This is a genomic window from Allofranklinella schreckenbergeri (genome assembly GCF_003703475.1).
GTDB classification, from domain to species: domain Bacteria; phylum Pseudomonadota; class Gammaproteobacteria; order Burkholderiales; family Burkholderiaceae_C; genus Lampropedia; species Lampropedia schreckenbergeri.
This window is the reverse complement of record NZ_RDQM01000012.1, coordinates 44,637-69,342: the sequence shown is the minus strand read 5'-3', so window position 1 is coordinate 69,342 and position 24,706 is coordinate 44,637. Positions and strand designations below refer to the sequence as shown.

Annotated in this window: 19 protein-coding genes; 6 read left to right on the top strand and 13 right to left on the bottom strand. The window is 64.0% G+C overall.

The genetic code is table 11. The annotated features are described in order from the left end of the window. Nucleotides 1-15: 15 nt before the first annotated feature. Genes EBQ26_RS09910 through EBQ26_RS09900 form a run of 3 tightly spaced genes read left to right on the top strand, consistent with a single transcriptional unit; the run spans nucleotide 16 to nucleotide 2,391 of the window. A complete protein-coding gene (locus EBQ26_RS09910; protein ID WP_122238851.1) occupies nucleotides 16-843 on the top strand; it encodes a ParA family protein in 828 nt (275 codons plus the stop codon). A gap of 23 nt (nucleotides 844-866) precedes the next feature. Next, a complete protein-coding gene (locus tag EBQ26_RS09905) occupies nucleotides 867-1,430 on the top strand; it encodes an RBBP9/YdeN family alpha/beta hydrolase (RefSeq protein WP_122238850.1) in 564 nt (187 codons plus the stop codon). A gap of 25 nt (nucleotides 1,431-1,455) precedes the next feature. Next, nucleotides 1,456-2,391 (top strand): ParB/RepB/Spo0J family partition protein, encoded by a 936-nt coding sequence (locus EBQ26_RS09900; RefSeq protein ID WP_122238849.1) that lies wholly within the window; start codon nucleotides 1,456-1,458, stop codon nucleotides 2,389-2,391. 334 nt (nucleotides 2,392-2,725) lie between these two features. On the opposite strand, the gene EBQ26_RS09895 is transcribed toward EBQ26_RS09900, so the two are convergent. From EBQ26_RS09895 to grpE, 11 genes are all read right to left on the bottom strand, one after another. Next, nucleotides 2,726-4,036, bottom strand: a complete 1,311-nt coding sequence (locus EBQ26_RS09895) for a branched-chain amino acid ABC transporter permease (protein WP_122238848.1) — start codon at nucleotides 4,034-4,036, stop codon at nucleotides 2,726-2,728. Between the two features lie 4 nt (nucleotides 4,037-4,040). Further along, nucleotides 4,041-4,997, bottom strand: a complete 957-nt coding sequence (locus EBQ26_RS09890) for a branched-chain amino acid ABC transporter permease (protein ID WP_122238847.1) — start codon at nucleotides 4,995-4,997, stop codon at nucleotides 4,041-4,043. Between the two features lie 104 nt (nucleotides 4,998-5,101). Beyond that, nucleotides 5,102-7,270 (bottom strand): peptidase U32 family protein, encoded by a 2,169-nt coding sequence (locus tag EBQ26_RS13025; protein ID WP_238944291.1) that lies wholly within the window; start codon nucleotides 7,268-7,270, stop codon nucleotides 5,102-5,104. Between the two features lie 118 nt (nucleotides 7,271-7,388). After that, on the bottom strand, nucleotides 7,389-8,210 hold the full coding sequence (locus EBQ26_RS09880) for a thymidylate synthase (protein WP_122238846.1): 822 nt from the start codon (nucleotides 8,208-8,210) through the stop codon (nucleotides 7,389-7,391). Nucleotides 8,211-8,377: 167 nt separating this feature from the next. Beyond that, nucleotides 8,378-9,370, bottom strand: coding sequence for an Abi family protein (locus EBQ26_RS09875; RefSeq protein ID WP_122238845.1), 993 nt, complete (start codon nucleotides 9,368-9,370; stop codon nucleotides 8,378-8,380). A gap of 14 nt (nucleotides 9,371-9,384) precedes the next feature. Continuing rightward, the gene (locus EBQ26_RS09870) at nucleotides 9,385-10,830 is read right to left on the bottom strand and encodes an FAD-binding oxidoreductase (protein ID WP_122238878.1); all 1,446 of its coding nucleotides are present in this window, start codon (nucleotides 10,828-10,830) and stop codon (nucleotides 9,385-9,387) included. A 310-nt stretch (nucleotides 10,831-11,140) separates the two neighbouring features. Beyond that, a complete protein-coding gene (locus EBQ26_RS09865) occupies nucleotides 11,141-12,607 on the bottom strand; it encodes a S41 family peptidase (protein WP_122238844.1) in 1,467 nt (488 codons plus the stop codon). A gap of 84 nt (nucleotides 12,608-12,691) precedes the next feature. Then, nucleotides 12,692-13,384 (bottom strand): 2,3-diphosphoglycerate-dependent phosphoglycerate mutase, encoded by a 693-nt coding sequence (gene gpmA / locus EBQ26_RS09860; RefSeq protein WP_122238877.1) that lies wholly within the window; start codon nucleotides 13,382-13,384, stop codon nucleotides 12,692-12,694. Nucleotides 13,385-13,648: 264 nt separating this feature from the next. After that, on the bottom strand, nucleotides 13,649-14,773 hold the full coding sequence (gene dnaJ / locus EBQ26_RS09855) for a molecular chaperone DnaJ (RefSeq protein ID WP_122238843.1): 1,125 nt from the start codon (nucleotides 14,771-14,773) through the stop codon (nucleotides 13,649-13,651). A gap of 147 nt (nucleotides 14,774-14,920) precedes the next feature. Further along, a complete protein-coding gene (gene dnaK / locus EBQ26_RS09850) occupies nucleotides 14,921-16,849 on the bottom strand; it encodes a molecular chaperone DnaK (protein ID WP_122238842.1) in 1,929 nt (642 codons plus the stop codon). A gap of 210 nt (nucleotides 16,850-17,059) precedes the next feature. Next, nucleotides 17,060-17,647 (bottom strand): nucleotide exchange factor GrpE, encoded by a 588-nt coding sequence (gene grpE, locus EBQ26_RS09845; protein ID WP_122238876.1) that lies wholly within the window; start codon nucleotides 17,645-17,647, stop codon nucleotides 17,060-17,062. Between the two features lie 257 nt (nucleotides 17,648-17,904). Here grpE and EBQ26_RS09840 point away from each other — a divergent pair, with 257 nt between their 5' ends. Continuing rightward, on the top strand, nucleotides 17,905-18,546 hold the full coding sequence (locus EBQ26_RS09840) for an alpha-ketoglutarate-dependent dioxygenase AlkB family protein (protein WP_122238841.1): 642 nt from the start codon (nucleotides 17,905-17,907) through the stop codon (nucleotides 18,544-18,546). A gap of 21 nt (nucleotides 18,547-18,567) precedes the next feature. Here EBQ26_RS09840 and EBQ26_RS09835 read toward each other — a convergent pair whose 3' ends face one another. Continuing rightward, a complete protein-coding gene (locus EBQ26_RS09835; RefSeq protein WP_122238840.1) occupies nucleotides 18,568-20,421 on the bottom strand; it encodes a vWA domain-containing protein in 1,854 nt (617 codons plus the stop codon). Further along, complete coding sequence (locus EBQ26_RS09830; RefSeq protein ID WP_122238839.1) at nucleotides 20,418-21,485, bottom strand: AAA family ATPase; 1,068 nt, start codon at nucleotides 21,483-21,485, stop codon at nucleotides 20,418-20,420. The genes EBQ26_RS09835 and EBQ26_RS09830 overlap by 4 nt, the downstream gene beginning before the upstream one ends. Before the next feature lie 141 nt (nucleotides 21,486-21,626). On the opposite strand from EBQ26_RS09830, the gene thrC reads away from it, so the two are divergent. Beyond that, nucleotides 21,627-23,051 carry a threonine synthase gene (gene thrC, locus EBQ26_RS09825; RefSeq protein ID WP_122238875.1) on the top strand — a complete coding sequence of 475 codons (1,425 nt, stop codon included), beginning with the start codon at nucleotides 21,627-21,629 and terminating at the stop codon, nucleotides 23,049-23,051. 39 nt (nucleotides 23,052-23,090) lie between these two features. Then, nucleotides 23,091-24,686 carry a Na/Pi cotransporter family protein gene (locus EBQ26_RS09820; RefSeq protein ID WP_122238838.1) on the top strand — a complete coding sequence of 532 codons (1,596 nt, stop codon included), beginning with the start codon at nucleotides 23,091-23,093 and terminating at the stop codon, nucleotides 24,684-24,686. Nucleotides 24,687-24,706 lie beyond the last annotated feature (20 nt).

Sequence of the window (24,706 nt, the reverse complement as noted above, 5' to 3'; positions counted from 1 at the left end):
AAAGCTATGGCACATATGGCGCGAATTTACTGTGTCGCCAACCAAAAAGGAGGAGTGGGTAAAACCACCACTGCCGTCAATCTGGCGGCAGCCCTGGCCAGCATTGGGCAGCGTGTGTTGCTGATCGATCTGGACCCGCAGGGCAATGCCACCATGGGTTGCGGGGTGGATAAGCGCACTTTGCAAACCACGGTGTACGACGTGCTGCTGGGTGGCGGCACACTGGAGCAGGCCATGCAGACCTCGCCTGCAGCAGCGTTTCAGGTGGTGGGCGCCAACCGCGATTTGGCAGGCGCGGAAGTGGAGCTGGTGGCTTTGGAGCGGCGCGAAAAACGCTTGAGCGATGCCATTGAAAGCGTGCGCGATCGTTTCGATTTCATCCTCATCGATTGCCCGCCGTCATTGGGCTTGCTCACGCTCAATGGCTTGTGCATTGCCAATGGCGTGATCGTACCGATGCTGTGCGAGTATTACGCGCTGGAAGGCTTGACCGACCTGGTCAACAGCATCAAGCAAGTGCATGCCAACTTCAACCGCGAGCTGAAAATCATCGGCATCTTGCGCGTCATGTTCGACGCCCGTGTAACCTTGCAGCAGCAGGTCAGCGAAGAACTCAAGCAGCACTTTGGCGACAAGGTTTTCAACACCATCATCCCGCGCAATGTGCGCCTGGCCGAGGCGCCCAGCCACGGCATGCCTGGCGTTGTGTACGACCCCAGCGCCAAAGGCAGCAAAGCTTTTGTGGACTTCGCCTACGAACTCTCGGGCGTGCCGCGCAAAGTTAAAGCCAAGCCATCGCCTGGCGTTCCGCTGGGTTTGCGCAAGCCTTCCAGCGCCGCTTAAGCGCCCGAAAACGAGAGCAGCACATGGAGGCGCCCATTTTGTTCATCCTGCCGGGCTGGCAAAACTCAGGCCCTGGGCACTGGCAAAGCCGTTGGGAAGCCTTGCATGGCGCAGTGCGCGTGCAGCAACACGATTGGCAGCGCCCGAAAAGCGGAGATTGGCAAATCCAGTTGGAAGAAGCTGTGCTGGCGGCCGATCCGGCGCGCCCCATTGGCCTGCTGGCGCACAGCCTGGGCTGCCAGTTGGTGGCGCGTTGGGCCAGTCACAGCCGCCACGCCGCACGCGTGCAGGCCGCCTTGCTCGTGGCACCGCCAGATACCGAAACGCCTGCCAATCGCCACATCCTGCCCGGCTGGGCGCCCATACCGCAGCAACGGCTGCCATTTGCCAGCCTGGTTATCGCCAGCCACGATGACCCGTTTTGCAGCTTCGCCCGCGCCCAGTGGATGAGCCAATGCTGGGGCAGCGGTTTGCACGATGCAGGCAACCGGGGCCATCTCAATGCCGACAGCGCTCTGGGCGATTGGCCCGAAGGCTGGTGGCTGTGGAATGCATTGCTGGGGTGCAGCAGCCCATCCTGTTTCTGATATCAACCTGACAAGGAGAGCCGATATGGCTACAAAGAAAAACGCCAAGGGCCTAGGCATGGGATTGGGGGCATTGCTAGGCCCTAGCGTGCAAGAGCCTGCGCCCACCGATGCCGCCTTTGCCCAGGCGCACGGCGCGCCGCGCGAGCTGCCTGTGGCCGATTTGGTGCCCGGCCGCTACCAGCCGCGCACGTACATGGATGAAGGCGCATTGCACGAACTGGCCGACAGCATCAAAGAGCAAGGCGTCATGCAGCCGCTGCTGGTGCGCCGCCTGGAGGAGGGCCAGGACGCCGGGCGCTATGAAATCATTGCGGGCGAGCGGCGCTTCCGCGCCAGCGTGCTGGCCGGGCTGGACACCGTGCCCGTGCTGGTGCGCCAGGTGGACGATCACGCCGCAGCGGCCATGGCGCTGATTGAAAACATGCAGCGCGAAGACCTCAACCCGCTGGAAGAAGCGCGCGGCCTACAACGCCTGGTGCAGGAGTTTGGTCTTACCCACGAACAAGCCGCCCAAGCCGTCGGGCGCTCACGCAGCGCTGCCAGCAATTTGCTGCGCTTGCTCAATCTGGCCGATCCCGTGCAAACCCTGCTGATGGCTGGTGACATCGAAATGGGCCACGCCCGCGCCTTGCTGACATTGGGCAAGGCCGAGCAAATCACCACCGGGCATGAGATTGCCGCCAAAAAACTCTCCGTGCGCGAGGCCGAAAGCCTGGTCAAACGCATTGCCCAAGGCAAAGGCCGCGCTGAAGCGCAAAAAGCGCCGCGCAAAAGCGGCGATGTGCGCCGCGTGGAAGAAGAACTCTCCGACTTGCTGCTGGCGCAGGTGGACATCCAGGTGAAAAAGCGCGTGAAGAAAAACGGTCAAGTGCTGCAAACGGGAGAAATCCGCATCCCCTTCGACTCCATGGACGCGCTCAATGGGGTGATTGAGCGCATTCGCGGGCAGAGATCATGAGCATGCTCTGATTTCCAGTTCATCGAATATTGTCAAATGGGCTTTAGAGCGTGTTATGCACTTTGCGCTCCCCCGCGCTGGCCCCAAAACCGTGTAATCGCAAGGCGTCACGCGCGGCCAAGGCTGGCTGCCTTGGCAAGCGTGGCAACGCAGCGAGTGCATGGTTTTGGGGCCAGCCCGAAGGGAGAAGCGCCCCGGCATGTGCATTGCGGCGTTGCCGTCCCCTTGCAGCGCAGCCAGGCTGCGGCGGGGACAGCGCCTTGCACTGCACCCGCCGGGGCGCTCTCGCGGGGGGCGGAAAGTGCATCACACGCTCTAGGCAAACCAGTCTTGCCTAAAGCCCATTTTCATTTTTCGTTTGATTGGTGATGTGGTAACGCTTGCAACGGTAGATCGCTCCCGCCAAACCCGCCCAGCCAGCCAGCCACAGCGCGGCCAGCAGCCAGTGCCTGGGTTGGTGCACATCCAGCGTCAAACCCATGAACAACAGCGGCTCGCCCAGCACGGCGTTGAGCTGGCGGTGGTAGAGCATCTCCACCAGCACGGCCAACCCCGCCAGGGCGCAGGCCAGCGCGCTCCATAACGCCAGCGGGGGCAGGGCGCGGGCCCATGCCTGGCGCCAGCTTGGCCAGCGCTGCTGGCGGGCGTTGTGCCAGGCGTGGCAGCCGCGTTGCCAGCCACGCGCCAGCAGCCCGGCCACGCCGCCGGGGGCAAACATCACCATCAGCAAAAACAGCAGACCCAGATACAGCATCCAGGCTTGCGTCAGCTCGGAGAGCCAGATGGTGCCCAGCACCATCAGCACGGCGCCGATGATGGGGCCGAAGAAAAACCCCGCGCCGCCCAGGAAGGTGAACAGCAAATACGCGCCCGAGCGTGTGGTGCTCAGGCTGTCCATGGCGGTGATGATTTCCAGGTGCAACACCATCAGGGCGCCGCCGATGCCTGCAAAAAAGCCCGATGCGATAAAGGCCAGATAGCGCACGCGGCGCGGGTCGTAACCGACAAAGGCGGCGCGCTCGGGGTTGTCGCGCACGGCGTTGAGCATGCGCCCCAGAGGGGTGTGGGTGAAGGCGTACATCAGCGCGGTGCAGACCAGGGCATAGGCCGCCACCAGGTAATAAACCTCGATGGCCGGGCCAAAGCTGATGCCCGCCACAGGCTGGCCGATGACGCGATCGGTGCCGATGCCGCCTTCGCCGCCAAACCAGCCTGGCAGCATCAAGGCCAGGGCTGAAACCAGTTCGCCCACGCCCAGCGTAATCATGGCAAAAGGCGTGCCTGCGTGGCGGGTATTGAGGTAGCCCAGCAGCACCGCCAGCCACGCGCCGGCCAGGCCGCCCACCAGCGGGATCAACGCCACCGGCACAAACGGCGCGCCCGCGCTGGCTTGTGCGCCGCTCCAGTTCAAGACGTGGATGGCGGCAAAGCCTGCCAGGCCCACGTACACCGCATGGCCGAAGCTGAGCATGCCGCCCTGGCCCAGCAGCAAGTTGTAGCTCAGGCAGATGATGCTGAGGTAGCCCATTTGCGTGAGCATGCCCAGTGCCAGGCCGCCGCGCCACAGCAGCGGGGCCAGCAGCAAGATCAGGGCATAGGCGGCAAAGGCCAGCAGCGTTGTGTGGCGGGCAGGGGTGGCAGGCATGGCATCAATCCTCACGCTGGCCCATCAGCCCGCGCGGGCGCAGCGCCAGCACCAGCACCAGCAGTGCGTAGGGCAGCACGGGGGCGATTTGGGCGGGCGTCACGCGCAGCAGGGGATGGGCGGTGTGTGCGGGGGTGTCGGCCATCAGGCCCAGGTCGTGCAGGCCGTCGAGCACGGAAACATCCAGCGCCACGGCCAGGGTTTGCATGCAGCCGATGAGCAGCGAGGCCACGAACGCCCCGCCCAGCGATCCCATGCCGCCCACGACGACGACGACGAAAATGATCGGCCCCAGCGCGTGGGCCATGGCAGGCTCGGTGATGTAGGTGTTGCCGCCCATCACGCCCGCCAGCGCGGCCAGCGCCGCACCGCCGCCAAAGACGAGCATGAACACGCGCGGCACGTTATGCCCCAGCGCCTGCGCCATCTCCGGGTGGGTGAGCGCGGCCTGGATCACCAGCCCCCAGCGCGTGCGCGTCAGCAGCGCCCACAGTGCCAGCAGCATCAGCACGGCCACCAGCATGATGAAGGCGCGCGAGCGCGGAAATTGCACGCCAAACAGCGTGAACAGCGGCCCTTGCAGCAGGCTGGGCAGGCCGTAGGGCACGGCCTGGCGGCCCCAGATGAGTTGCACACACTCCAGCAGGAGGTAGGACAGGCCAAAGGTGGCCAGCAACTCCGACACCTGGCCATAGCGATGTACGCGCCGCAGGCAATAGCGCTCGAACGCCGCGCCCAGCGCCCCGGTCAGCAGCGGGGCCAACAGCAGCGCGGGCCAAAAGCCCAGCGGGCCGGAGATCGCGTAGGCCAGATACGCCCCCAGCATGTAAAAGCTGGCGTGGGCGAAGTTGAGCACGCCCATCATGCTGAAGATCAGCGTCAGCCCGGCGCTGAGCATGAACAGCAGCAGCCCGTAGCTCAGGCCGTTGAGCAGGGAGATGAGAAAGGCGGCAAGGCTCATGACAGCGCTTGGGCATGCAGTGCGGGCATAAAATACGAATCTGTCATAAATTTCATTTCAAAGGAAATTGACATCATTGAATATCATGCCGAAACAAGGATATTTTATTGCCTTTGATTGGTAATTTGAGAGTTCCGGTAGAACCGCATGGGCACGCCTTCGGCCAGCGCCTGCTGCTGGGCCTGGCGCTGCTGGGCCAGCACGCCGGGCTTGATCTTGCCCACCACGTGCATTTCGCAGGGCTTGCAGTCAAAGCGCAGGGTGAGCCTTTCCTTGCCGTTGATCAGATGCAGCGGCTCGGCCTTGATGGTGCCCTTGACGCCGATCACCCCCTTGGCTTGCTTGGGGCACAGGCTCATGGAATAGCGCACGCAATGCTTGGTGATCATCAGGCTGACTTCGCCCAGCTCCTGGTCGGCCTCGTAGGCCGCGTCGATCACCTGCACGCCGTGCTTGAGGTAGAAGGCGTGCGCCTGGTGGTTGAGCACGTTGGCCAGATACGTCAGCGTGTCCTCGGGGAAGGGTGCGGGCGGCTCTACAGGCTGGGCGCGCGGCGGGCGCACGTAGCCGCTGGCGCGCGCCGCCTCCAGCGCGGCCAGGGCGTCGCGGCGCAGGTGGTTGAGCAGCGAGGCGGGCAAAAACCAGCTCTGTTGCAGCCGCGCCTGCACGGTCAGCGGCTCGAACATCGTGTTGCCAAAGCGCTGCAACTGCTGGGCGGCGGCGCGCTCGCTCTCGGCCAGGGTCTGCGGCTGGCGCGGCGCCTGCTGCGGGTGCGCCGCCTGGGCGCTGGCGGCAAAGCCGTCCTCATCGCTCAATTGCAGCAGCAACTGGCCCGGCTGCGGCTCGCTGAGCGTGGCCCACAGGCCGATGCGGCGCTGGCTGGAGGGGCGCTCCAGCATGCGCTGCCAGTGCATGTCGCGGTTGCGGTTGATCGTCAAGTCCTTGCGCAGGTCTTTCAGGCTGGCGATCGGGTCTTTGGGCCAGATGCGCCACTGGCCGGGGCGGCCGCTGGGCGCTGGCTCGGCGCGATTGATGGCCATGCCCACCAGCTCGCCGCGCAGGTCGTAATAGCACAGGCCATCGCCGTTGGAGAGCTGCGCGGCGCTGTCGCTCAATTGCACGTCCAGCCAGTTGTCGGCGGCGCTGGCGTTGGCAGTGGTCGTGGCAGAAAGCGCAGCAGCCGCTGCCGGGCGCTGGCGGCCCGCTTTGGCGGCCTGGCGGCCTGCGCTGGCGGCGGGCGCGGCCTTGCTGGCGGCTTTATTGACGGCAGCCTTATTGATGGCCAGCACCCAACCAATGGGCGTGCCGGGGTTTTTGGGCGAATCGAACGCGCCAATGTCCTGCTGGCGGCCGTTGACGAAGTAATCGGTGAAGGCGCGGTTGAAGTTCTGCTGCGGATCGGGCGTGAAGAAAAACGTGGTGCGCCCGCTGGAGGCGCGCGCCAGCGGCTGGGCGCTGGCCTGGCTGGCCTCGATCTGCTCATCGAGCAGGCGGCGGTAGTGGGCGGTGATGTTTTTCACATAGCCCATGTCCTTGTAGCGGCCCTCGATCTTGAAGCTACGCACGCCCGCCTCGATGAGCGCGCCCAGGTTGGCCGATTGGTTGTTGTCCTTCATCGACAGCACGTGCTTGTCGTAGGCGATAAAGCGCCCCTGGCTGTCTTGCACCTGGTAGGGCAGGCGGCAGGCCTGTGAGCAATCGCCCCGGTTGGCGCTGCGGCCCGTGTGGGCGTGGCTGATGTAGCACTGGCCGCTGTAGGCCACGCACAGCGCGCCGTGGATGAAGAACTCAATCGTGGTGCGCGCCGGGTCGATGGCATCGCGGATGGCGGCGATCTGCGCCAGCGTCAGCTCGCGCGCGGGCACGATTTGCGAAAAGCCCACGTCCTGCAAAAAGCGCGCCTTTTCGGGCGTGCGGATGTCGGTCTGCGTGCTGGCGTGCAGCTGGATGGGCGGCAAATCCAACTCCAGCAGGCCCATGTCCTGCACGATCAGCGCATCGGCGCCCGCCTCGTACACCTGCCAGGCCATGCGGCGCGCCGCCTCCAGCTCATCGTCGCGCAAGATGGTGTTGAGCGTGATGAAAATGCGCGCGCGATAGCGGTGCGCGTGCCGCACCAGCCGCTCGATGTCGGCAATGGCATTGCCCGCCGTGGCTCGCGCGCCAAAGGCCGGCCCGCCGATATAGACGGCATCGGCGCCGTGGTTGATGGCCTCGATGCCAATATCGGCATCGCGCGCCGGGGCGAGCAGTTCCAGTTCGTGCGTTTGCATGGGACGTTGCGGTGGGGGTGGGCCGAACAGAATTTTTTATAAATCAATAGTAAATAAAATAACCTTGTTTTGGCAACATGGTATTGAAATTGAATTCACTTTGATTTGTTATAAAGGATCAAACCGCCACCGGGGCCTTGATGGCCGGGTGGTGCTGGTAATCGCGCACCTCGAAATCCTCGTAGGCGTAATCAAAGATCGATGCTGGCCGGCGTGCGATGTGCAGTTGCGGATACGGGTAAGGTGTGCGCGAGAGTTGCTCGCGCACCTGCTGCACGTGGTTGTCGTAAATGTGGCAGTCGCCGCCCGTCCAGATGAAGTCGCCCACCTGCAAGCCCGTTTGCTGCGCCACCATGTGCGTGAGCAGCGCATAGCTGGCGATGTTGAAGGGCACGCCCAGAAACAAATCGGCGCTGCGCTGGTAGAGCTGGCACGAGAGCCGCCCATCGGCCACATAGAACTGGAAGAACGCATGGCAGGGCATCAGCGCCATCTGGTCCAGCTCGGCCACGTTCCAGGCGCTGACGATGATGCGGCGCGAATCGGGGTTGTGTTTCAGCGTCTCGATGACCTGGGCGATCTGGTCGATGTGGCGGCCATCGGGCGTGGGCCATGAGCGCCACTGCACGCCATAGACCGGGCCGAGATCGCCCGTTTGCGGATCGGCCCACTCATCCCAAATCGTCACGCCGCGCTCTTGCAGCCAACGCGCATTGCCATCGCCGCGCAAAAACCACAGCAGCTCGCAGATGATGGATTTGAGGTGGACTTTCTTGGTCGTCACCAGCGGAAAGCCCTGCGACAGATCAAAGCGCATCTGGTAGCCGAACACGCTGCGCGTGCCCGTGCCCGTGCGGTCGGCCTTGGGCGTGCCGTGCTCGAACACATGGCGCAGCAGAGTTTCGTATTGGTCGGAGGGCGGGGGATTGGCGGCGGGCATAGGGGGCGTACAAGTTCTGAAACGGTGATTGACCGTGGGGGTTTATATAGCGTTGCTCAATGGAAAAAATTAGAATCGCCCCCAACACGGCCCCTCTCGGCGACGCCAACCTCGGTTGGAAGAGCTGCTGAGGGGTTTTTTCATGGCTTGGCTGTGGGCGCAGGCGCTCACCATGCAGCATCCCAATGATCTGGCGCGCCCATGCCCGCCAGGTTGAGATCGAGATGCGCCAGATTCGGGAAGGAGTGCAGATGCTGGCGCATCGCCTTTGGCCAACTTGAGCGCGGATGGATGACGCGCAGCAAATGGCGGATGATTTTCAGCAGCAGAAAACAGCGCGCGCGTGCGTGATTGTCTTGCTCAAAGGGCGCTACCCAAGGCAACTCATCGCTGGGGGGCAGCTTGGGTTGATCGACGATGTTGCGGTTCCATAAACGGCTGTGGTGCGCGCAGACGTTGCGCAGGTAGTTCAGGCTGCGCAGCCAGGTGGCGAAGATGCGCCCGTTGCGCAGGCCGTATCTGCTGGCAATGGCATCTTGCTCGCCTTCGCGCATACCGCTGAACAGCGTTGACAAGGTGCCAAAGTCCCACACCTCGCAAGCCACCCAGATCGCCAGCGGCAGGCCGTATTTTTCGCGGTTGTGGCGCACAAACTCCTCTTTGGAGCGGCCAATGAGTTGCGCATGCTTGCTCAGCCAGGTGTGATGCTTGCTCAAGCCGCTGTTTTGATCCAGGCGCGTGCTGAAGTCGGCGTGCAACAGCTCTGGCCTCATATAGGCGAAAGGGTCGAGTTGGCCCAGCGTGTGGGCAATATCGGCCCGCAAAACCACTTCGATGCGTTCCAGCGCATCCAGCGCCAGCAGGCGCAAGCGCTTGTCGAACACATACAGGTCCACCGCATTTTGAAACGTCGCGCCTGCGCGGAAGACGTCCAGCACCAGCCGCTGCGTGCGGACGTGGCGCGGCTTGGCGCCCTTGTCATCCAGCATGCACACCTCGCCGCTGCGCTGGCGAAACGCAAACCAATAGCCGCTAAGCCGGTAGTAGCCGATGCGCGCCAGGCTCTCTGCGGCGAGGGCCGGATCGGCGACGGCCATGCCCCGCTCAATCAACTGCGCCAGTTGGTCGGCATGGCTTTTCCATGGCTTGGGGTAGGGCATGAATGGCCTTGGCCTCAGGCCGCCGCATCGGGCAGCAAGGCGTGGGGGTTGAGCAGGTTGAGCGGGTCCAGCGCGGTTTTGATGGCGCGCATCATGCCCAGGGCTACAGGGTCTTTGTAGCGGGCCAGGTCGTGGCGCTTGAGGCGGCCCACGCCGTGCTCGGCGGAGAAGGAGCCGTCAAACGCCGCCACGCAGTCGTAAATGGCGGCTTCGGCCTGGCGCTGGCAGGTATCGACAAACTGGCGCGGATCGGCCCCTTCGGGCGCTTGCACGTTGAAGTGCAGGTTGCCGTCGCCCAGGTGGCCGAAGTTGATGACGCGCGCGCCGGGCAGCGCCTGCTGCAAAGCCTCTTTGGCGCGCTGCACGAAGGCGGGGATGCTGGAGGTGGGCACGGAGATGTCGTGCTTGAGGTGCAGGCCCTCGGCCGCCTGGGCCAGGGTGATGTGCTCGCGGATGTCCCACATGCGCTGGGCTTGCTCCAGGCTTTGCGCTACGGCGCCGTCGGTCAGCAGCTCGGCTTCGAAGGCCGCTTCGAGCAGCCCCTCCAGGCGCGCGCGGGCGCGGTCTTCGCTTTCGTCGTCAGAGTATTCCAGCAGCACGAAGGCCTGGCCGGCGGCCACATCAATGGGCATGCGCATGTGCGGCATGTGTTTTTCCACCAGGCGCAGGGCGTCGCTCTCCATGGTTTCAAAGCCGGTCAGGCCCGAGTGCAGATGCTGCTGCGCCAGCGCCAGCAGGCCCACGGCGCTCTCTAGCGAATCGACGGCCAGCCAGGCGCAGCACACGGCCGCAGGCTGGGGGTAGAGCTTCATGGTGGCGGCGGTGATGATGCCCAGCGTGCCCTCGCTGCCGATCATCAAATGGCGCAGGTCGTAGCCGGTGTTGTTCTTGCGCAGGCCCGAGAGGCCGTGCCAGATCTGGCCATCGGCAGTCACCACCTCCAGCCCCAGGCACAGCTCGCGCGTGTTGCCATAGCGCACCACTTGCGTGCCGCCCGCATTGGCCGCCAGATTGCCGCCGATGACGCAGCTGCCTTCGGCCGCCAGGCTCAAGGGGAACAGCAGGCCCTGGGCGGCGGCGGCCTCTTGCACGTTTTGCAGGATGCAGCCGGCATCCACCGTGATGGAGAGGTTATGCCGGTCGATGGCGCGCACGCTGTTCATGCGGCGCAGGCTGAGCACCACTTGCATGCCGGAGTCGTCGGGCGTGCTGCCCAGCACCAGCCCGGTGTTGCCGCCCTGCGGCACGATGGACACGCCCAGCCCTGCCTTTTTGGCTGCCGCGCAGGCTTGCACGACGGCGGCGACTTGCTCGGTATTGGCGGGCGAGACCACCGCCAGCGCGCGGCCCTGGGCCAGTTGGCGCCAGTCTTGCTCCCAGGCGCTGAGGTCGCCGTCGTTGCGGGCGTGCTCGGCGCCGACGATGTGTTGCAGTTGTTCGAGAAGTAGCTCAGGGGTCATGGCAAAGGGCGAAACAAAAAGCGGGCCAAAAAAGGCGGGATAAAAAAGCGGGATAAAGGCGAAATGGGGGTGAAGGCGCAGGGCCTGCAAACGGATGCGGATTATCCCTGAGAGCCTCCTGGCAGCGCATGAGCGACGGCGTTGCCGCATACCTTGAAGCGGGGATTTTTTACAAATCAAAGGAAATAAAATCATGCTGTTATGGAATGTTATGCATGAAAATAATTTCACTTTGATTGAAATTCAACGCCCATGAAAAAAGCGGCGAGAAACCCGCCGCTTTTTCCGTGCCGGGCGCCAGACGCCCGCCTCACTTGCCTGGCTCAGCCTGGGCTGGCGCGGCCTCTTTCTCATCCTTGGCCTTGGCCACTTGCACCGGCAGGCCCTTGAGCTGGTTGAGCGCTTGCTGCAACTGGAAGTCCTCGGGCGAGCCGAACTGCGGCAGACGGCGGGCGGGCTGGCCTTCGTTGGCCTTGTTTTCTTCCTCCAGCCGCTTGATGGCGGCCTCGCGCTCTTTTTCCTTGCGCGCGGCTTCTTCCGGGGCTTCTTCCGTGCCCAGGTGCTTGTGCAAATCGGCCTCGCGCACGCGCAGCGAGGCAAAGGGGCTGCCTTCGGCGGTTTCGTCCAGCGCGATGTCCGGCTCAATGCCTTTGGCCTGGATGGAGCGGCCCGAGGGCGTGTAATACAGCGCCGTGGTCAGCTTGATGCCCGTATCCGGCCCCAGCGGGCGCACGGTTTGCACCGAGCCTTTGCCAAAGGTCTGGCTGCCCATGATGGTGGCCCGCTTGTGGTCTTGCAGCGCGCCGGCGACGATTTCGCTGGCCGAGGCCGAGCCTTCGTTGACCAGCACCACCAGCGGCACTTTTTTCAGCGCTTCGGGCAGGCGGCGCAGCGGGTCGCCTGCCAGCACGCTGGCCAGGCGTTTGGAGGTGTAGTCCGCCGCCTTGGTGGTGTAGGTGGCCTTGCTCTCGGGCAGTTGGCCGTCGGTGCTCACCACCTTGACGTTGGCGGGCAGGAAGGCCGCCGAGATGGCTACGGCCGCATCCAGCAGGCCGCCGGGGTCGTTGCGCAAGTCCAGCACCAGGCCTTTGAGGTTCGGCTCTTTGGTGTAGATCTCGTTGATTTTGCTTACGAAATCTTCCACCGTGCGATCCTGGAATTGCGACAGGCGCACCCAGGCGTAGCCCGGCTCAATGACTTCGCCCTTGACCGAGCGGGTTTTGATCTCCTCGCGCGTGATCTTGACGGTGAAGGTGCGGTTTTCGTCCTTGCGGAAGATGGTCAGCACCACATCGGTGCGTGGCTGGCCGCGCATGCGCTTGACGGCTTCGGTCAGGCTCAGGCCCTTGACGGCGGTGTCGTCGATTTTGGTGATGAGGTCGTTGGTCATCAGCCCGGCGCGGTCGGCGGGCGAGCCTTCGATGGGCGAGACGATGCGAATCAGCCCGTCCTCCTGCGTGATTTCGATGCCGACGCCGACAAAACGGCCCGTCGTGCCTTCGCGAAATTCCTTGAAGCTGTTTTTGTCGAAATACTGCGAGTGCGGATCCAGCCCCGACACCATGCCGGAGATGGCGTCGGAGATGAGTTTTTTGTCGTCCACCGACTCGACGTAGTCCGATTTGATCAGGCCATACACCGCCGCCAGCTGCTGAATCTCCTCCAGCGGCAGCGGCGCGACGGTGTTGCGGGCGGTGGAGTGCAGGGAGAAAGTCGCCAGCGTGCCCGCGAGCGCGCCAATGCCGATCCAGCCTGCGATGTGGAGTTTCTGGCCCATGTCAGAGAGAGATATCAGAGGGGAGAGAAGAAAAGCGGCCCCAAGGTGGCGGGCGCGCGCAGCCGCGCGGCCCAATGGCACGACTCAGGACTCCAGATAGTAGCGGCGGATGGGGCGCAGCGCCTCGTCCAGCTCATACACCAGCGGCGTGCCGTTGGGGATGTTGAGCGAGACGATGTCCTGATCGGAGATGCCATCGAGGTATTTCACCAGCGCGCGCAGCGAGTTGCCATGCGCGGCAATCACCAGGCGCTTGCCCGCGCGGATATCGGGCGCGATGTGCGATTCCCAATACGGCAGTACGCGCGCAACGGTGTCTTTCAGGCACTCGGTCAGCGGGATTTGCTCGGGCGCCAGCCCCTCGTAGCGGCGGTCGCCGCGCTCGCTGCGCGCATCGCCCGCCTCCAGAGCGGGCGGCGGCGTGTCGTAGCTGCGGCGCCAGATCAGCACTTGCTCGTCGCCGTATTGCTGGGCCATGTCGGCCTTGTTCAGCCCTTGCAGGCCGCCGTAGTGGCGCTCGTTGAGGCGCCAGGATTTCTCCACCGGCAGCCAGGTTGCGTCCATCGCATCCAGGCAATGCCACAGCGTGTGGATGGCGCGCTTGAGCACGCTGGTGTAGGCCTTGTCGAAAACAAAACCAGCGGCCTTGAGGCGCTGGCCTGCCTCTTGCGCCTGGGCCACGCCGGTGGCGGTGAGGTCCACATCCGTCCAGCCGGTGAAGCGGTTTTCAAGGTTCCAGGTGGATTCGCCGTGGCGTATCAGTACGAGCTTGTGCATGGTGGGCAAATGCGTGTGAGCGGGCCAAAAAAGGGGCGTCATTTTACGCCCGTGCTTGTGCAGAATGCGCGCGTTGCCAAGGATGGCTCCGAATGCGTGCAGCGGCAACCAGGGCGCTGAAATGCTTTTTCATGCAATTCAAAAGGAAACAAAATTGCCTTGTTTCGGCAATTTATTATTGAAGTTGAATTTCCTTTGATTGGATCAATTTGGGTCGGCCCCGGTTGCGCCCAAGCTTGGGCGCCGCCGCCGGCCGATGGCGCATTAGCTGAAAAAGCGCCGGATTTTGTCCTTCCAGGATTGGCTGCTGGGCGAGTGTTTGTCGCCGCCTTTTTGTAGCGAATCGTCGAGCTCCTTGAGGGTTTTGCGTTGGAACTCGGTGAGCTTGACCGGGATTTCCACCTGAATATGGCAGTACAAATCGCCCGCCACGCTGGAGCGCAAGCCCTTGATGCCCTTGCCGCGCAGGCGAAATTGCTTGCCCGGCTGCGTGCCTTCGGGGATGTCGATGGCGGCTTTGCCACTCAAGGTGGGCACTTCGATTTCGCCGCCCAGTGCGGCGGTGGTCATGCTCACGGGTACGGTGCAGTGCAGGTCGTCGCCGTCGCGCTCGAAGATGTCGTGCGGCTTGACGCGCACTTCAATGTAGAGATCGCCCGGCGGGCCGCCGTTGCTGCCGGGCTCGCCATTGCCGCTGGAGCGGATGCGCATGCCGTCGTCGATGCCGGCGGGGATTTTGATCTCCAGCGTTTTTTGCGATTTGAGCTTGCCCTGGCCGTGGCACAGCGTGCAAGGCTCGGCAATGATCTTGCCGCTGCCGTGGCAGGTGGGGCAGGTTTGCTGCACTCTGAAAAAGCCTTGGCTCATTTGCACCACGCCGTGGCCGTGGCAGGTGGAGCAGGTTTTCACATCCGTGCCTGGGCGCGCGCCCGAGCCGTGGCAGCTTGAGCAGTCCTCCCACGAGGGGATTTTGATTTGCGCGTCTTTGCCGTTGGCGGCTTCTTCCAGCGTGATTTCCATGGCGTAGCTCAGGTCGTTGCCTTTGTAGACCTGGCGCCCGCGGCGCTGGTTGAACATCTCGCCAAAGATGTCGCCAAACGCTTCGGCAAAGCCGCCAAAGCCTTCGCCGCCGCCAAAGCCGCCGCGCATGTTCGGGTCCACGCCCGCATGGCCGTACTGGTCGTAGGCGGCGCGCTTTTGCGGGTCGGAGAGTACGTCGTAGGCGCGCTGGCCTTCCTTGAACTTTTCTTCCGCTGCTGCCTTGGCTTCATCGCCCTGGTGGCGGTCGGGGTGGTGCTTGGAGGAAAAGCGGCGGTAGGCTTTTTTGATTTCATCGTCGCTGGCGTTCTTGGGAACGCCCAGCACTTCGTAATAGTCGCGTTGGGACATTGGGGAATTCGTTTTTGAGGATGTCAGCAGGGCGTGCGTAACGCCCCGTGATGGCCAGGCGGATGAAACAAAACCCAAGCCCCGCATGCGGGGCCTGGGTTTGCGGGTTCAGCGCATGGGCTGTGTGTCAGGCCGCCAGTGGCGCGTTCAGTCTTTCTTGACTTCTTTCACCTCGGCATCGACGACGTTGTCATCGGCGGGGGCGGCGCTGGCCTGGCCTGCGGCGGCGCTTTCGGCGTTGCGGGCGGCGGCCTGGGCTTCGGCATAGACCTTCTCGCCCAGCTTCTGGCTGGCCGTCATCAGCGCGGCCGATTGGCTGGTGATGGCGTCCTTGTCGTCGCCTTTGAGGGCTGCTTCCAGATCGGCGGCGGCTTTCTCGATGGCCTCCTTGTCGGCGGCGTCGAGCTTGTCGCCATGCTCGGCCAGGGACTTGCGCACGCCGTGCAGCGCGGCTTCGCCCTCATTTTTGGCCTGCACCAGTTCGAGCTTTTTCTTGTCCTCGGCGGCGTTGAGTTCGGCGTCTTTCACCATTTGCTGGATTTCGTCCTCGCTCAGGCCGGAGTTGGCCTTGATGGTGATCTTGTTTTCCTTGCCCGTGCCCTTGTCCTTGGCCGAGACGTGCAGGATGCCGTTGGCGTCGATGTCGAAGCTCACCTCGATCTGTGGCGTGCCGCGCGGCGCGGGGGCGATGCCCTCCAGGTTGAACTCGCCCAGCAGCTTGTTGCCTGCGGCCATCTCGCGCTCGCCCTGGTAGACCTTGATGGTCACGGCCGGCTGGTTGTCGTCGGCGGTGGAGAAGGTCTGCGCGTGCTTGGTCGGGATGGTGGTGTTCTTGGTGATCATCTTGGTCATCACGCCGCCCAGGGTTTCAATGCCCAGCGACAACGGGGTGACGTCCAGCAGCAGCACGTCGGAGCGGTCGCCCGAGAGCACCTGACCCTGGATGGCTGCGCCCACGGCCACGGCTTCGTCGGGGTTGACGTCGCGGCGCGGCTCCTTGCCGAAGAACTCCTTGACCTTCTCCTGCACCTTGGGCATGCGGGTTTGGCCGCCCACCAGGATCACGTCGTCGATGTCCGAGACCTTCACGCCCGCATCCTTGATGGCCACGCGGCAAGGCTCGATGGAGCGCTCGATCAGATCGTCCACCAGCGACTCCAGCTTGGCGCGCGTGAGCTTGATGTTCAGGTGCTTGGGGCCAGAGGCATCGGCGGTGATGTAGGGCAGGTTGATGTCGGTCTGCGTGCTGTTGGACAGCTCGATCTTGGCTTTTTCAGCCGCTTCCTTCAGGCGTTGCAGGGCCAGCACGTCCTTGGAGAGGTCGGCGCCTTGCTCCTTTTTGAACTCATCGATGATGTAGTTGATGATGCGCTGGTCGAAGTCCTCGCCGCCCAGGAAGGTGTCGCCGTTGGTGGAGAGCACCTCGAACTGCTTTTCGCCATCGACGTCGGCGATTTCGATGATGGACACGTCAAACGTGCCGCCGCCCAAGTCGTACACGGCGATCTTGCGGTCGCCTTTGCCGGCCTTGTCCAGGCCGAAGGCCAGGGCCGCAGCGGTAGGCTCGTTGATGATGCGCTTGACTTCCAGCCCGGCGATGCGGCCGGCATCCTTGGTGGCCTGGCGCTGGGCGTCGTTGAAGTAGGCCGGCACGGTGATGACGGCTTCGGTCACGGGCTCGCCCAGGAAGTCCTCGGCGGTTTTCTTCATCTTGCGCAGGATTTCGGCGCTGACTTGCTGGGGCGCGAGTTTGTCGCCACGGGCTTCGACCCAGGCGTCGCCGTTGTCGGCCTTGATGATTTTGTAGGGCATCTTGTCGATGTCCTTTTGCACCTCGGCATCGCCAAAGCGGCGGCCGATCAGGCGCTTGACAGCGTAGATGGTGTTGGCCGCGTTGGTGACGGCCTGGCGCTTGGCCGATGCGCCCACGAGGATTTCGCCCCCGTCCTGATAGGCCACGATGGAGGGCGTGGTGCGCGCGCCTTCGCTGTTCTCGATCACGCGGGTGGAGTTGCCTTCCATGACGGAAACGCAGCTATTGGTTGTACCCAGATCGATACCGATGATTTTTGCCATGTTGCTTTACTCCGGTTGGATTTTGTGGTGATGGCCCGTGCAAGGCCATCGCATTGATCGCTATCTAAGGATGGCCTTGCGGCCTTCAAGGGGGATGCCTAAAAAATTGTGGACACGCCAGAATGGCTATTTTTGGCAATCAATAGGAAAATAAACCATGCCGTTTAGGCATGTTGTATATGAATCTCATTTTCCTATGATTGAAATAGTTTAGGCAGCCACCATCACCAGCGCAGGGCGCAGGACGCGCTCGGCAATGCGGTAGCCTTTTTGCAGCACGGAGACGATGGCGCCGCTTTCCAGCTCCGAGGGCACGGCGCTGATGGCCTGGTGGATGTTGGGGTCGAACTTGCTGCCCACCTCTGGCGCAATGGGGCTGAGCTTGTGGCGCTCGAACACCGACAGCAACTGGTTTTGCATCGCGCGCGTGCCTTCGAGCAATTGCTCAGCGCTGGCGGCATCAATGGCCAGCGCGGCGTCCAGGCTGTCGGCCACGGAGAGCAAATCTTGCGCAAAGGATTCGATGCCGAATTTGCGCGCCTTGGCCACATCCTCATCGGCGCGGCGGCGGGCGTTGTCGGCTTCGGCCTTGGCGCGCAGGTATTGGTCGGCCAGCTCGGCATTCTTGGCTTGCAGCGCCTGGGCCTCGGCGGCTTGGGCCTTGAGGCTTTCCACCTCGGCGTACAGACCGGCCAGCTCTTCATTGACATCGAGCGGCTCGCCCTGGCTGGCGATGGATTGGATGCCTGCGATGGGGTCGATAGGCTCGGGGTTGGGGTTGTGCTCAGATGCGGACATGGTGAATTCTTGAAAGGCCAAAGTGAAAAGCCAAATAGAAGCCGCCAACGGAAAGTGGCGGCGATTGGCGACGATAAGCGTTGGTGTAGGAGTCTGTTCAAAATCCCTGCACGAGACTCTGAACACGCTCTAGGAGCTAAGGCCGCCGCTGGAGATTTCAAGTGCCTGCAAGCGCCTGCAATCGCCTGCAAGCGCCGCAAGCGGGAGCGCTGGCGATTGCCCGCGCCCACCCACAGCCCTTTTGAGGAAACTCGCCCATGCCCTGGCTTTTCGACCTTGCACCGCCCGATCCGGCAGCCAACCTGCTGCCCTGCGACGGCATCGTCAACGATTACGGCCCGCTGTTTGCCCCGCCAGAGGCCGATGCGCATTTGGCCGCCTTGCTGGCGCACACGCCGTGGCGGCATGACGAGGTGGTGATCTATGGCAGGCGCATCACCACCGCGCGGCAAGTGGCCTGGGTGGGCGATGCGGCGTTTGCCTACACCTACTCCGGCGTCACGCGCACCGCCACGCCCTGGAGCGCGACGCTGCTGGCGATCAAGCGCCAGGTGGAAGCCGCCATCGCCCCCATCAGCCCCACCGTGTTCAACTCCTGCCTGCTCAATCTTTATCGCGACGGCTCGCAAGGCATGGCCTGGCATAGCGACGATGAAAAAGAATTGGGGCCCGAGACGGTGATTGCCTCCCTCAGCTTCGGGGCAGCGCGCACATTTGCCTTCAGGCACAAACGCAGTGGCGAGAAGCGCGAGATGCTGCTGCAACACGGCCAGCTCATCGTGATGCGCGGCGCCACGCAAAGCCACTGGCAGCACGCGCTCATGAAATCGGCGCGCGTGCATGCGCCAAGGGTGAATTTGACGTTTCGCACCTTCCGCACGTTTGGGGCCGCCGGTTGAGAGTAGGCGCGGGGCGAGCGCTCAAGTCATGTGAAACACTTCGCCGCGCGCGGCGAAAGGCAGGCGGTGGCCGTGCGGCAGCAAGATGGCGTGGGGGCGGCGCACGGTGAAGGCATCGCAATCACCATCGGTGATGATGAGCAAGGGGCCGTCCTTGGGGAAGTCGGGCGTGGTTTGCAACAAGTCGATGCCCGGCTGCAGCACGGTGCCGCCACGGCCCTTGAGTTGCACGCGGTGGGCGATGTCGCTGGCGGGCATGTAGCCCAGGTCGTAGGCGGCGGCATCGCAGCAGACCAGGCGCACGGCGGGTACGTCCTTGGCCTCGGCATAGCTGGCAATGGCGCCCAGCGCGCGCGCCAGCGTCTGGCGGCTCATGGAGCCGGAGGTATCCAGCACCACGCCGAAGGTGCGGCCATCGCGCTTGTCCGGATCGGGGCCGCGATGCGGGCGCGGAATATCCGGCGTGCTGGATTGGCGGCGCGAAAGCCGCGCCCAGTTGCGGCGGGTTTCCAGCGGCGGGAAGTGGTGGTCGAACCAGCGCGCCAGCTCCACCTCCCACGGGATGGGCGGTTGCAAGAGCGCCTGGATTTCTTCCAGCAGCCCGGCGGGCAGAAAACCGCGGCATTGGGCCTGGTGCAGCAGCAAGCCCTTGCCCAGTTGCTCGCGGCAGAAGGCATCCAGATCGGTGAACGGCGCGCGTGGCTGGCCAATGGGGGCATCGAGCATGTCGCCGCGCCGCCCGGCCAGGGTGCAGAGCTTGCGCGCGCGGCGCAGGTCGTGCGTGAGGCGGTGGTACACGTCTTCGGCCGACAGGCCTTTGAGCTGCGGGTCGTACAACAGGCCGAGCGCTGGCGGGGTGCCCACTTGCATCTGCATCAGCCAGTCGTTGATGACAAAGTCGCAGGCCACGTTCCACAGGTACGGTTCGCGCCCCTGGCAGCGATCGCGGTGGCGCAGTGCCACATGCAGCACTTCATGGGCGATGACGAAGCGGGTTTCTTCCTCGCTCAAGGCCGCGGCTGGGTTCAGGTACACAGTGCGCAGGGTTTCATCCACGGCGGCCACGCTGATGTCCTCGCGGCGGCACAGCTCGGCGTCTTCGATGAATTCGAACGCGGCCACCATGCTGCCCAGCAGGGGAAAGCTGCCGATGAACCAGTCCAGCGCCCGCCGGGTGGCTGGGCGCAGCCCGCGGCCTTCACCGCCTGCGTGCCGTTCCCCGCCCAGGCCGTCACGCAGGCCCGCGGCCACTTCCACCGCTTGCGTGACCGATTCGGCAATGCCTGCGGCAAAGGCATCGGCCCAGCGCCAACCGCTGCCATAGGCATGGAAGCGGGGGCGCTCCCCCCAATCAGCAGGCGCTTGCAGGCTGGCCGATGCCCTGCCGCCCAGGCTGAGGTTGGCGGCCCAGCCGGGGATGTCGTCTTCACAAAACGCGTGGTACCAGCGTGCTTCGTCCCATTGCGGCAAGTCTGGCGGCAAGGCCATGTCCTGCGGAGCGCGGCCAAACTTGATGCTGTGCAAAAACCGTGCGCCCACCACGTCGCAGGCGGCGCTCCAGGCGACCCAATCGCCATGATCGGGCTGCCACTGCTCCAAGGCGTACACCAGCAAGCCGCGCGCCAGCACATAGGCCCATTCGGCGGGATCGGCCAGCCGCTTGGGGTGGACGTGGATCACCTCCCAGCGTTCCAGCCGCAGCCAGGCATCAGCCGCAAAAGGCGGCATGTGGGGAGAGGATTTTTCCGAACGCGCCGACCGCACCCAGCGCACATGCCCATGCAGGCGGCCAAATACCGGGTGCTGGCGCAGCATCGCCACGCCCGCTTCATAAGCCTTTGTCGCAGGGTTGTTGTGCGCAGCGGCTTTTTTCATGCCTTGCTCTCGGCGCGCCGCTCCACCAGGCGCGGCAAGTCGCGGATCACTTCCACCATGTACCAGGCGGGCAGGGTTTGGCCGTTTTCTTCGGCCACCACGATTTGCGCCATTTCCAGACTGATTTGCGCCAGGTCTTTGAGCATGCTTTTACTGGCGTGAACAAATGCCTGCACCTCGCCGCTGACCAGGTTTTTCTCCGCCGGCAGGGTTTTCAAAAGGCGGGCGCGGAAGGCTTGTGCCAGAAAGTACAGCACGTCGCGGTCTTGCGGCGCATGCGGCCAGCGCGCCTCGCCTTTGAAGATGGCATCGAGCCGGTGGCGGTCGTCGGCCAGTTTGCCGAATGCCTTGAATTGGGCCGCGTGCTGCGGGGACAGGCAGCCGCTGGCGATGGCTTCCAGCATCCACGGTGGCGGCGTGCCGTGGAAAGCTTGCAGGGCATCGCTGACCATGTGCCAGGCGCGCGGGGTGGAAAACGGCTCCTCATGGCGCGGCGGCGCGCTCCACAAGTGGTCGGGGCGCTGGGTCAGATATTCGATCACCAGCGGGTGTAGCCCGGCCCCGGCAGCCCATTGCAGCCACTGGCTGGCCGAGACTTTCATATGCACATGCACCATGCGGTTCATCAGCGCCGAGGACATGGGCTTGACGATGGCCGAATCCTGCGCGCGGTTGCCCGCACCGATGACGATGGAGCCGGCGGGCAACTCGTATTCGCCCACGCGGCGGTCGAGGATGAGGCTGTAAAACGCCTTTTGCACATCCTGCGAACAGGCATTGAGTTCGTCCAGGAACAGGCAGTACGGCTCGCTGCGGGCAATCATCGCTGGCGGGCAAAAGCGGGTGACGCCGTCCTGGATTTGCGGCACCCCCATCAGGTCTTCCGGCGCCAATTGGCTGCCCAGCAGCGACACACAAGGCAGGCCCACACTGGCGGCAAACTGCTCCACCAAGGCCGATTTGCCAATGCCTGGCGGCCCCCAGATGAAGACTGGGCGCACAGTGGCGACGTTGAGCAGAAAATCGCTCAATTGGGTTGGGGTAAGCGCTGCAACAGCCTGCATGGTTCTCCAAAAATAATGCGACGCCCGGTAGTATCGGGCAGGCCGCCCTCCCGTCCTTGCGTTGTGGCGTTGGAGCGGCGTTTGAACACCTTTGCCATGACATCGACTTTGTGGCATGGCTTCCCTCCATTTTTGAACACCATGCACTATCTCTCCACCCGTGGCGACGCCACCCCCCGCCAGTTCTGCGACATCCTGCTCGAAGGGCTGGCGCCCGATGGCGGCTTGTACCTGCCCGAGCGCTATCCGCAGCTCAGCACCGCCGACTTGGCGCGTCTGCGCGCCGTGTACCAGCAGCAAGGCTATGCCGCGCTGGCGTTTGAGATCCTCAGCCTCTACATCGACGACATCCCCGCCGCCGATCTGCGTGCCATTTGCGACAAGACCTACACACAGCAAGTCTTCGGCACGCCCGAAATCACGCCGCTGAAAAAACTGACGGACGACTTCTACCTAGAAGCCCTCTCCAACGGCCCCACGCTGGCTTTCAAAGACATGGCCATGCAACTGCTGGGCAATCTGTTCGAGTACGAACTGGCCCGGCGCGGCCAGCAACTAAATATCCTGGGCGCCACCAGCGGCGACACCGGCAGCGCCGCCGAATACGCCATGCGCGGCAAGCAGGGCATCCGCGTCTTTATGCTCAGCCCGCACGGGCGCATGAGCGCCTTTCAGCAGGCGCAGATGTTCAGCCTGCAAGACGAGAACATCCACAACATCGCCATCGAAGGCGTGTTTGACGACTGCCAGGACATCGTCAAGGCCGTGAGCAATGACTTGGCCTTCAAGCGCCAGCACCAGATCGGCACCGTCAACTCCATCAACTGGGCGCGGTTGCTGGCGCAGGTGGTTTACTACTTTGCGGGCTACTTCCAAGCCACCCAATCGGATGACGAGCCAGTCGATTTCACCGTACCCAGCGGCAACTTCGGCAACGTCTGCGCGGGCCACGTGGCGCGCATGATGGGCCTGCCCATCGGGCAACTGGTGGTGGCCACGAACGAAAACGACGTGCTCGACGAGTTCTTTCGCACCGGCCGCTACCGCGTGCGCGCGAGCAGCGACACGTTTGAGACCAGCAGCCCCAGCATGGACATCAGCAAGGCCAGCAACTTCGAGCGTTTCGTGGCCGACGTGCTGAACCGCGACGGCGAGCGCGTCCAAGCCCTGTTTGCTGACGCGCTGGCACAAAAAGGTGAATTCAGCCTGCCCGCCGAGCTGCAAGCCTGGCGCGATCGTGGGCAAGCCTGGGCCAGCGGCAAAAGCACCCACGCCGACCGCCTGGCCACCATTCGCAATGTGTACGAGCAACACGGCGTGATGATCGACACCCACACCGCCGACGGCGTGAAGGTCGCCCGCCAGCACCAGCGCCCCGGCGTGCCCATGATCGTGCTGGAGACGGCCCTGCCCATCAAATTCGCCGCCACCATCCGCGAAGCCCTGGGCCGCGAGCCCGAGCGCCCCGCGGGCCTGGAAGGCATCGAAGACTTGCCGCGCCGCGTGCAGGTGCTGCCCGCCGATGCAGCGCAGGTCAAGGCGCTGATCGCCCGGCACTGCGCGTAACGCCGCCGTTGAGACGCTGCAACAGCCAAGGATTGCCCCATGTTCGCCACCCTTAGCCTGCTCGCAGGCGGCATTGGCCTGTTCCTGCTGGGCATGGTGTTGATGTCTGACAGCCTCAAGGCCATGGCCGGCGAATCGCTGCGCACCGGCCTGGCGCGGCTGACGGGCCGACCCTTCAAAGCCATGCTCGCCGGCATGGGGGCCACGGCCGCCGTGCAGTCCTCCACCGCCACGACCATGGCCACCATCGGCTTCGTCAGTGCCGGCCTGCTGAGTTTTCAGAACGCCATCGGCGTCATCATCGGCGCCAACATCGGCTCCACCAGCACGGGCTGGATCGTGGCGCTGCTGGGCATGAAGTTCTCCATCTCCAGCCTGGCCATGCCGCTGCTGGGCCTGGGCGCGATCATGAAGCTGCTGGGCAAGCACCGCATGGCGCTGGTGGGGCTGGCGATGGCGGGCTTCGGGCTGATCTTCGTGGGCATCGACTTCTTGCAGCAGGCCATGGCCGACATGGCCCAGAGGGTGGATTTCACCCCGTTTTCCGATTCCAGTTGGCGCACGCGCCTGATACTGGTGGCCATCGGCATCGTCATGACGATTCTGTTGCAGGCCTCCAGCGCCGCGCTGGCCACCACGCTGGCGGCGCTCTCCAGCGGCGCCATCGACTTTGATCAGGCCACCTCGCTGGTTATCGGCCAGAACATCGGCACCACCGCCACTGCGCTGCTGGCCGCTACCGGCGGCAGCGCCAGCGCCAAGCGCACCGCACTGGTGCATTTGCTGTTCAACCTGTGCTCGGCCGTGCTGGCTTTGGTGGCGCTGCAGCCGCTGTTCTTGTACGCCATGCAGACCTGGGCGCCCGCCATGGGCGGCGTCAACCATGCCGTGGCGCTGGCGGCTTTTCACACCGCCTTCAGTGTGCTGGGCGCGCTGGTGTTCTTGCCGCAAACCTCGCTGCTGGCGGGCATGGCCAGCCGTTTGGTGAAAGAGTCGGCCCCGCCCGCGCTGCGCTATCTGGACAATTCGCTGCAATCGGTGCCTGCGCTGGCCATTGCGGCGGCAGAGAAAACCCTCTGCCTGGGCCTGGCCGATAGCTGCACGCTGCTGTCGCACCGCTTGCAAGGCCAGCCGCTGGCGGCCAGCAAAAGCGGCATGTCGCTGGACAAGCTGCTCATCGCCGTCGATGCCTACCTGGCCACGCTGCCCGTGCCGCAATCGGCCAACGACCAACAACGCCTGATTCACCTGCTGTTCTTGATGGACCAAACCCGCGTGCTGCGCGACGATTTGGACGGCATAGCGCATGCCGACGTGCTGCGCGAGCACCCCTCACTGGCCGAGCTGGCCCAGCGCCTGGCCCCCGCGCTGGAGCGCAGCGCCGACTGGTTGGGCGATGAGGGCCTGGCGCTGCGTGAGGATGTGACCGAGGAGCTGCGCCAGATCAGCGGCTGGGTACACGAGCAACAGGGCACGGCCCGCCGCGCGGTTGTTGAAGGGGCGGCGAACTACCGCATCAGCGCCGCTGCCGCGCTGGAGCAATTGACCGCGCAGCGCTGGCTGGAGCGGGTGAGCAAGCACATGGCGCGCATCGCCGAAACCTTGGGCGAAACCCGGGCGCTGTACCGCGCATAAGGCCGAACTTGCAACATCCG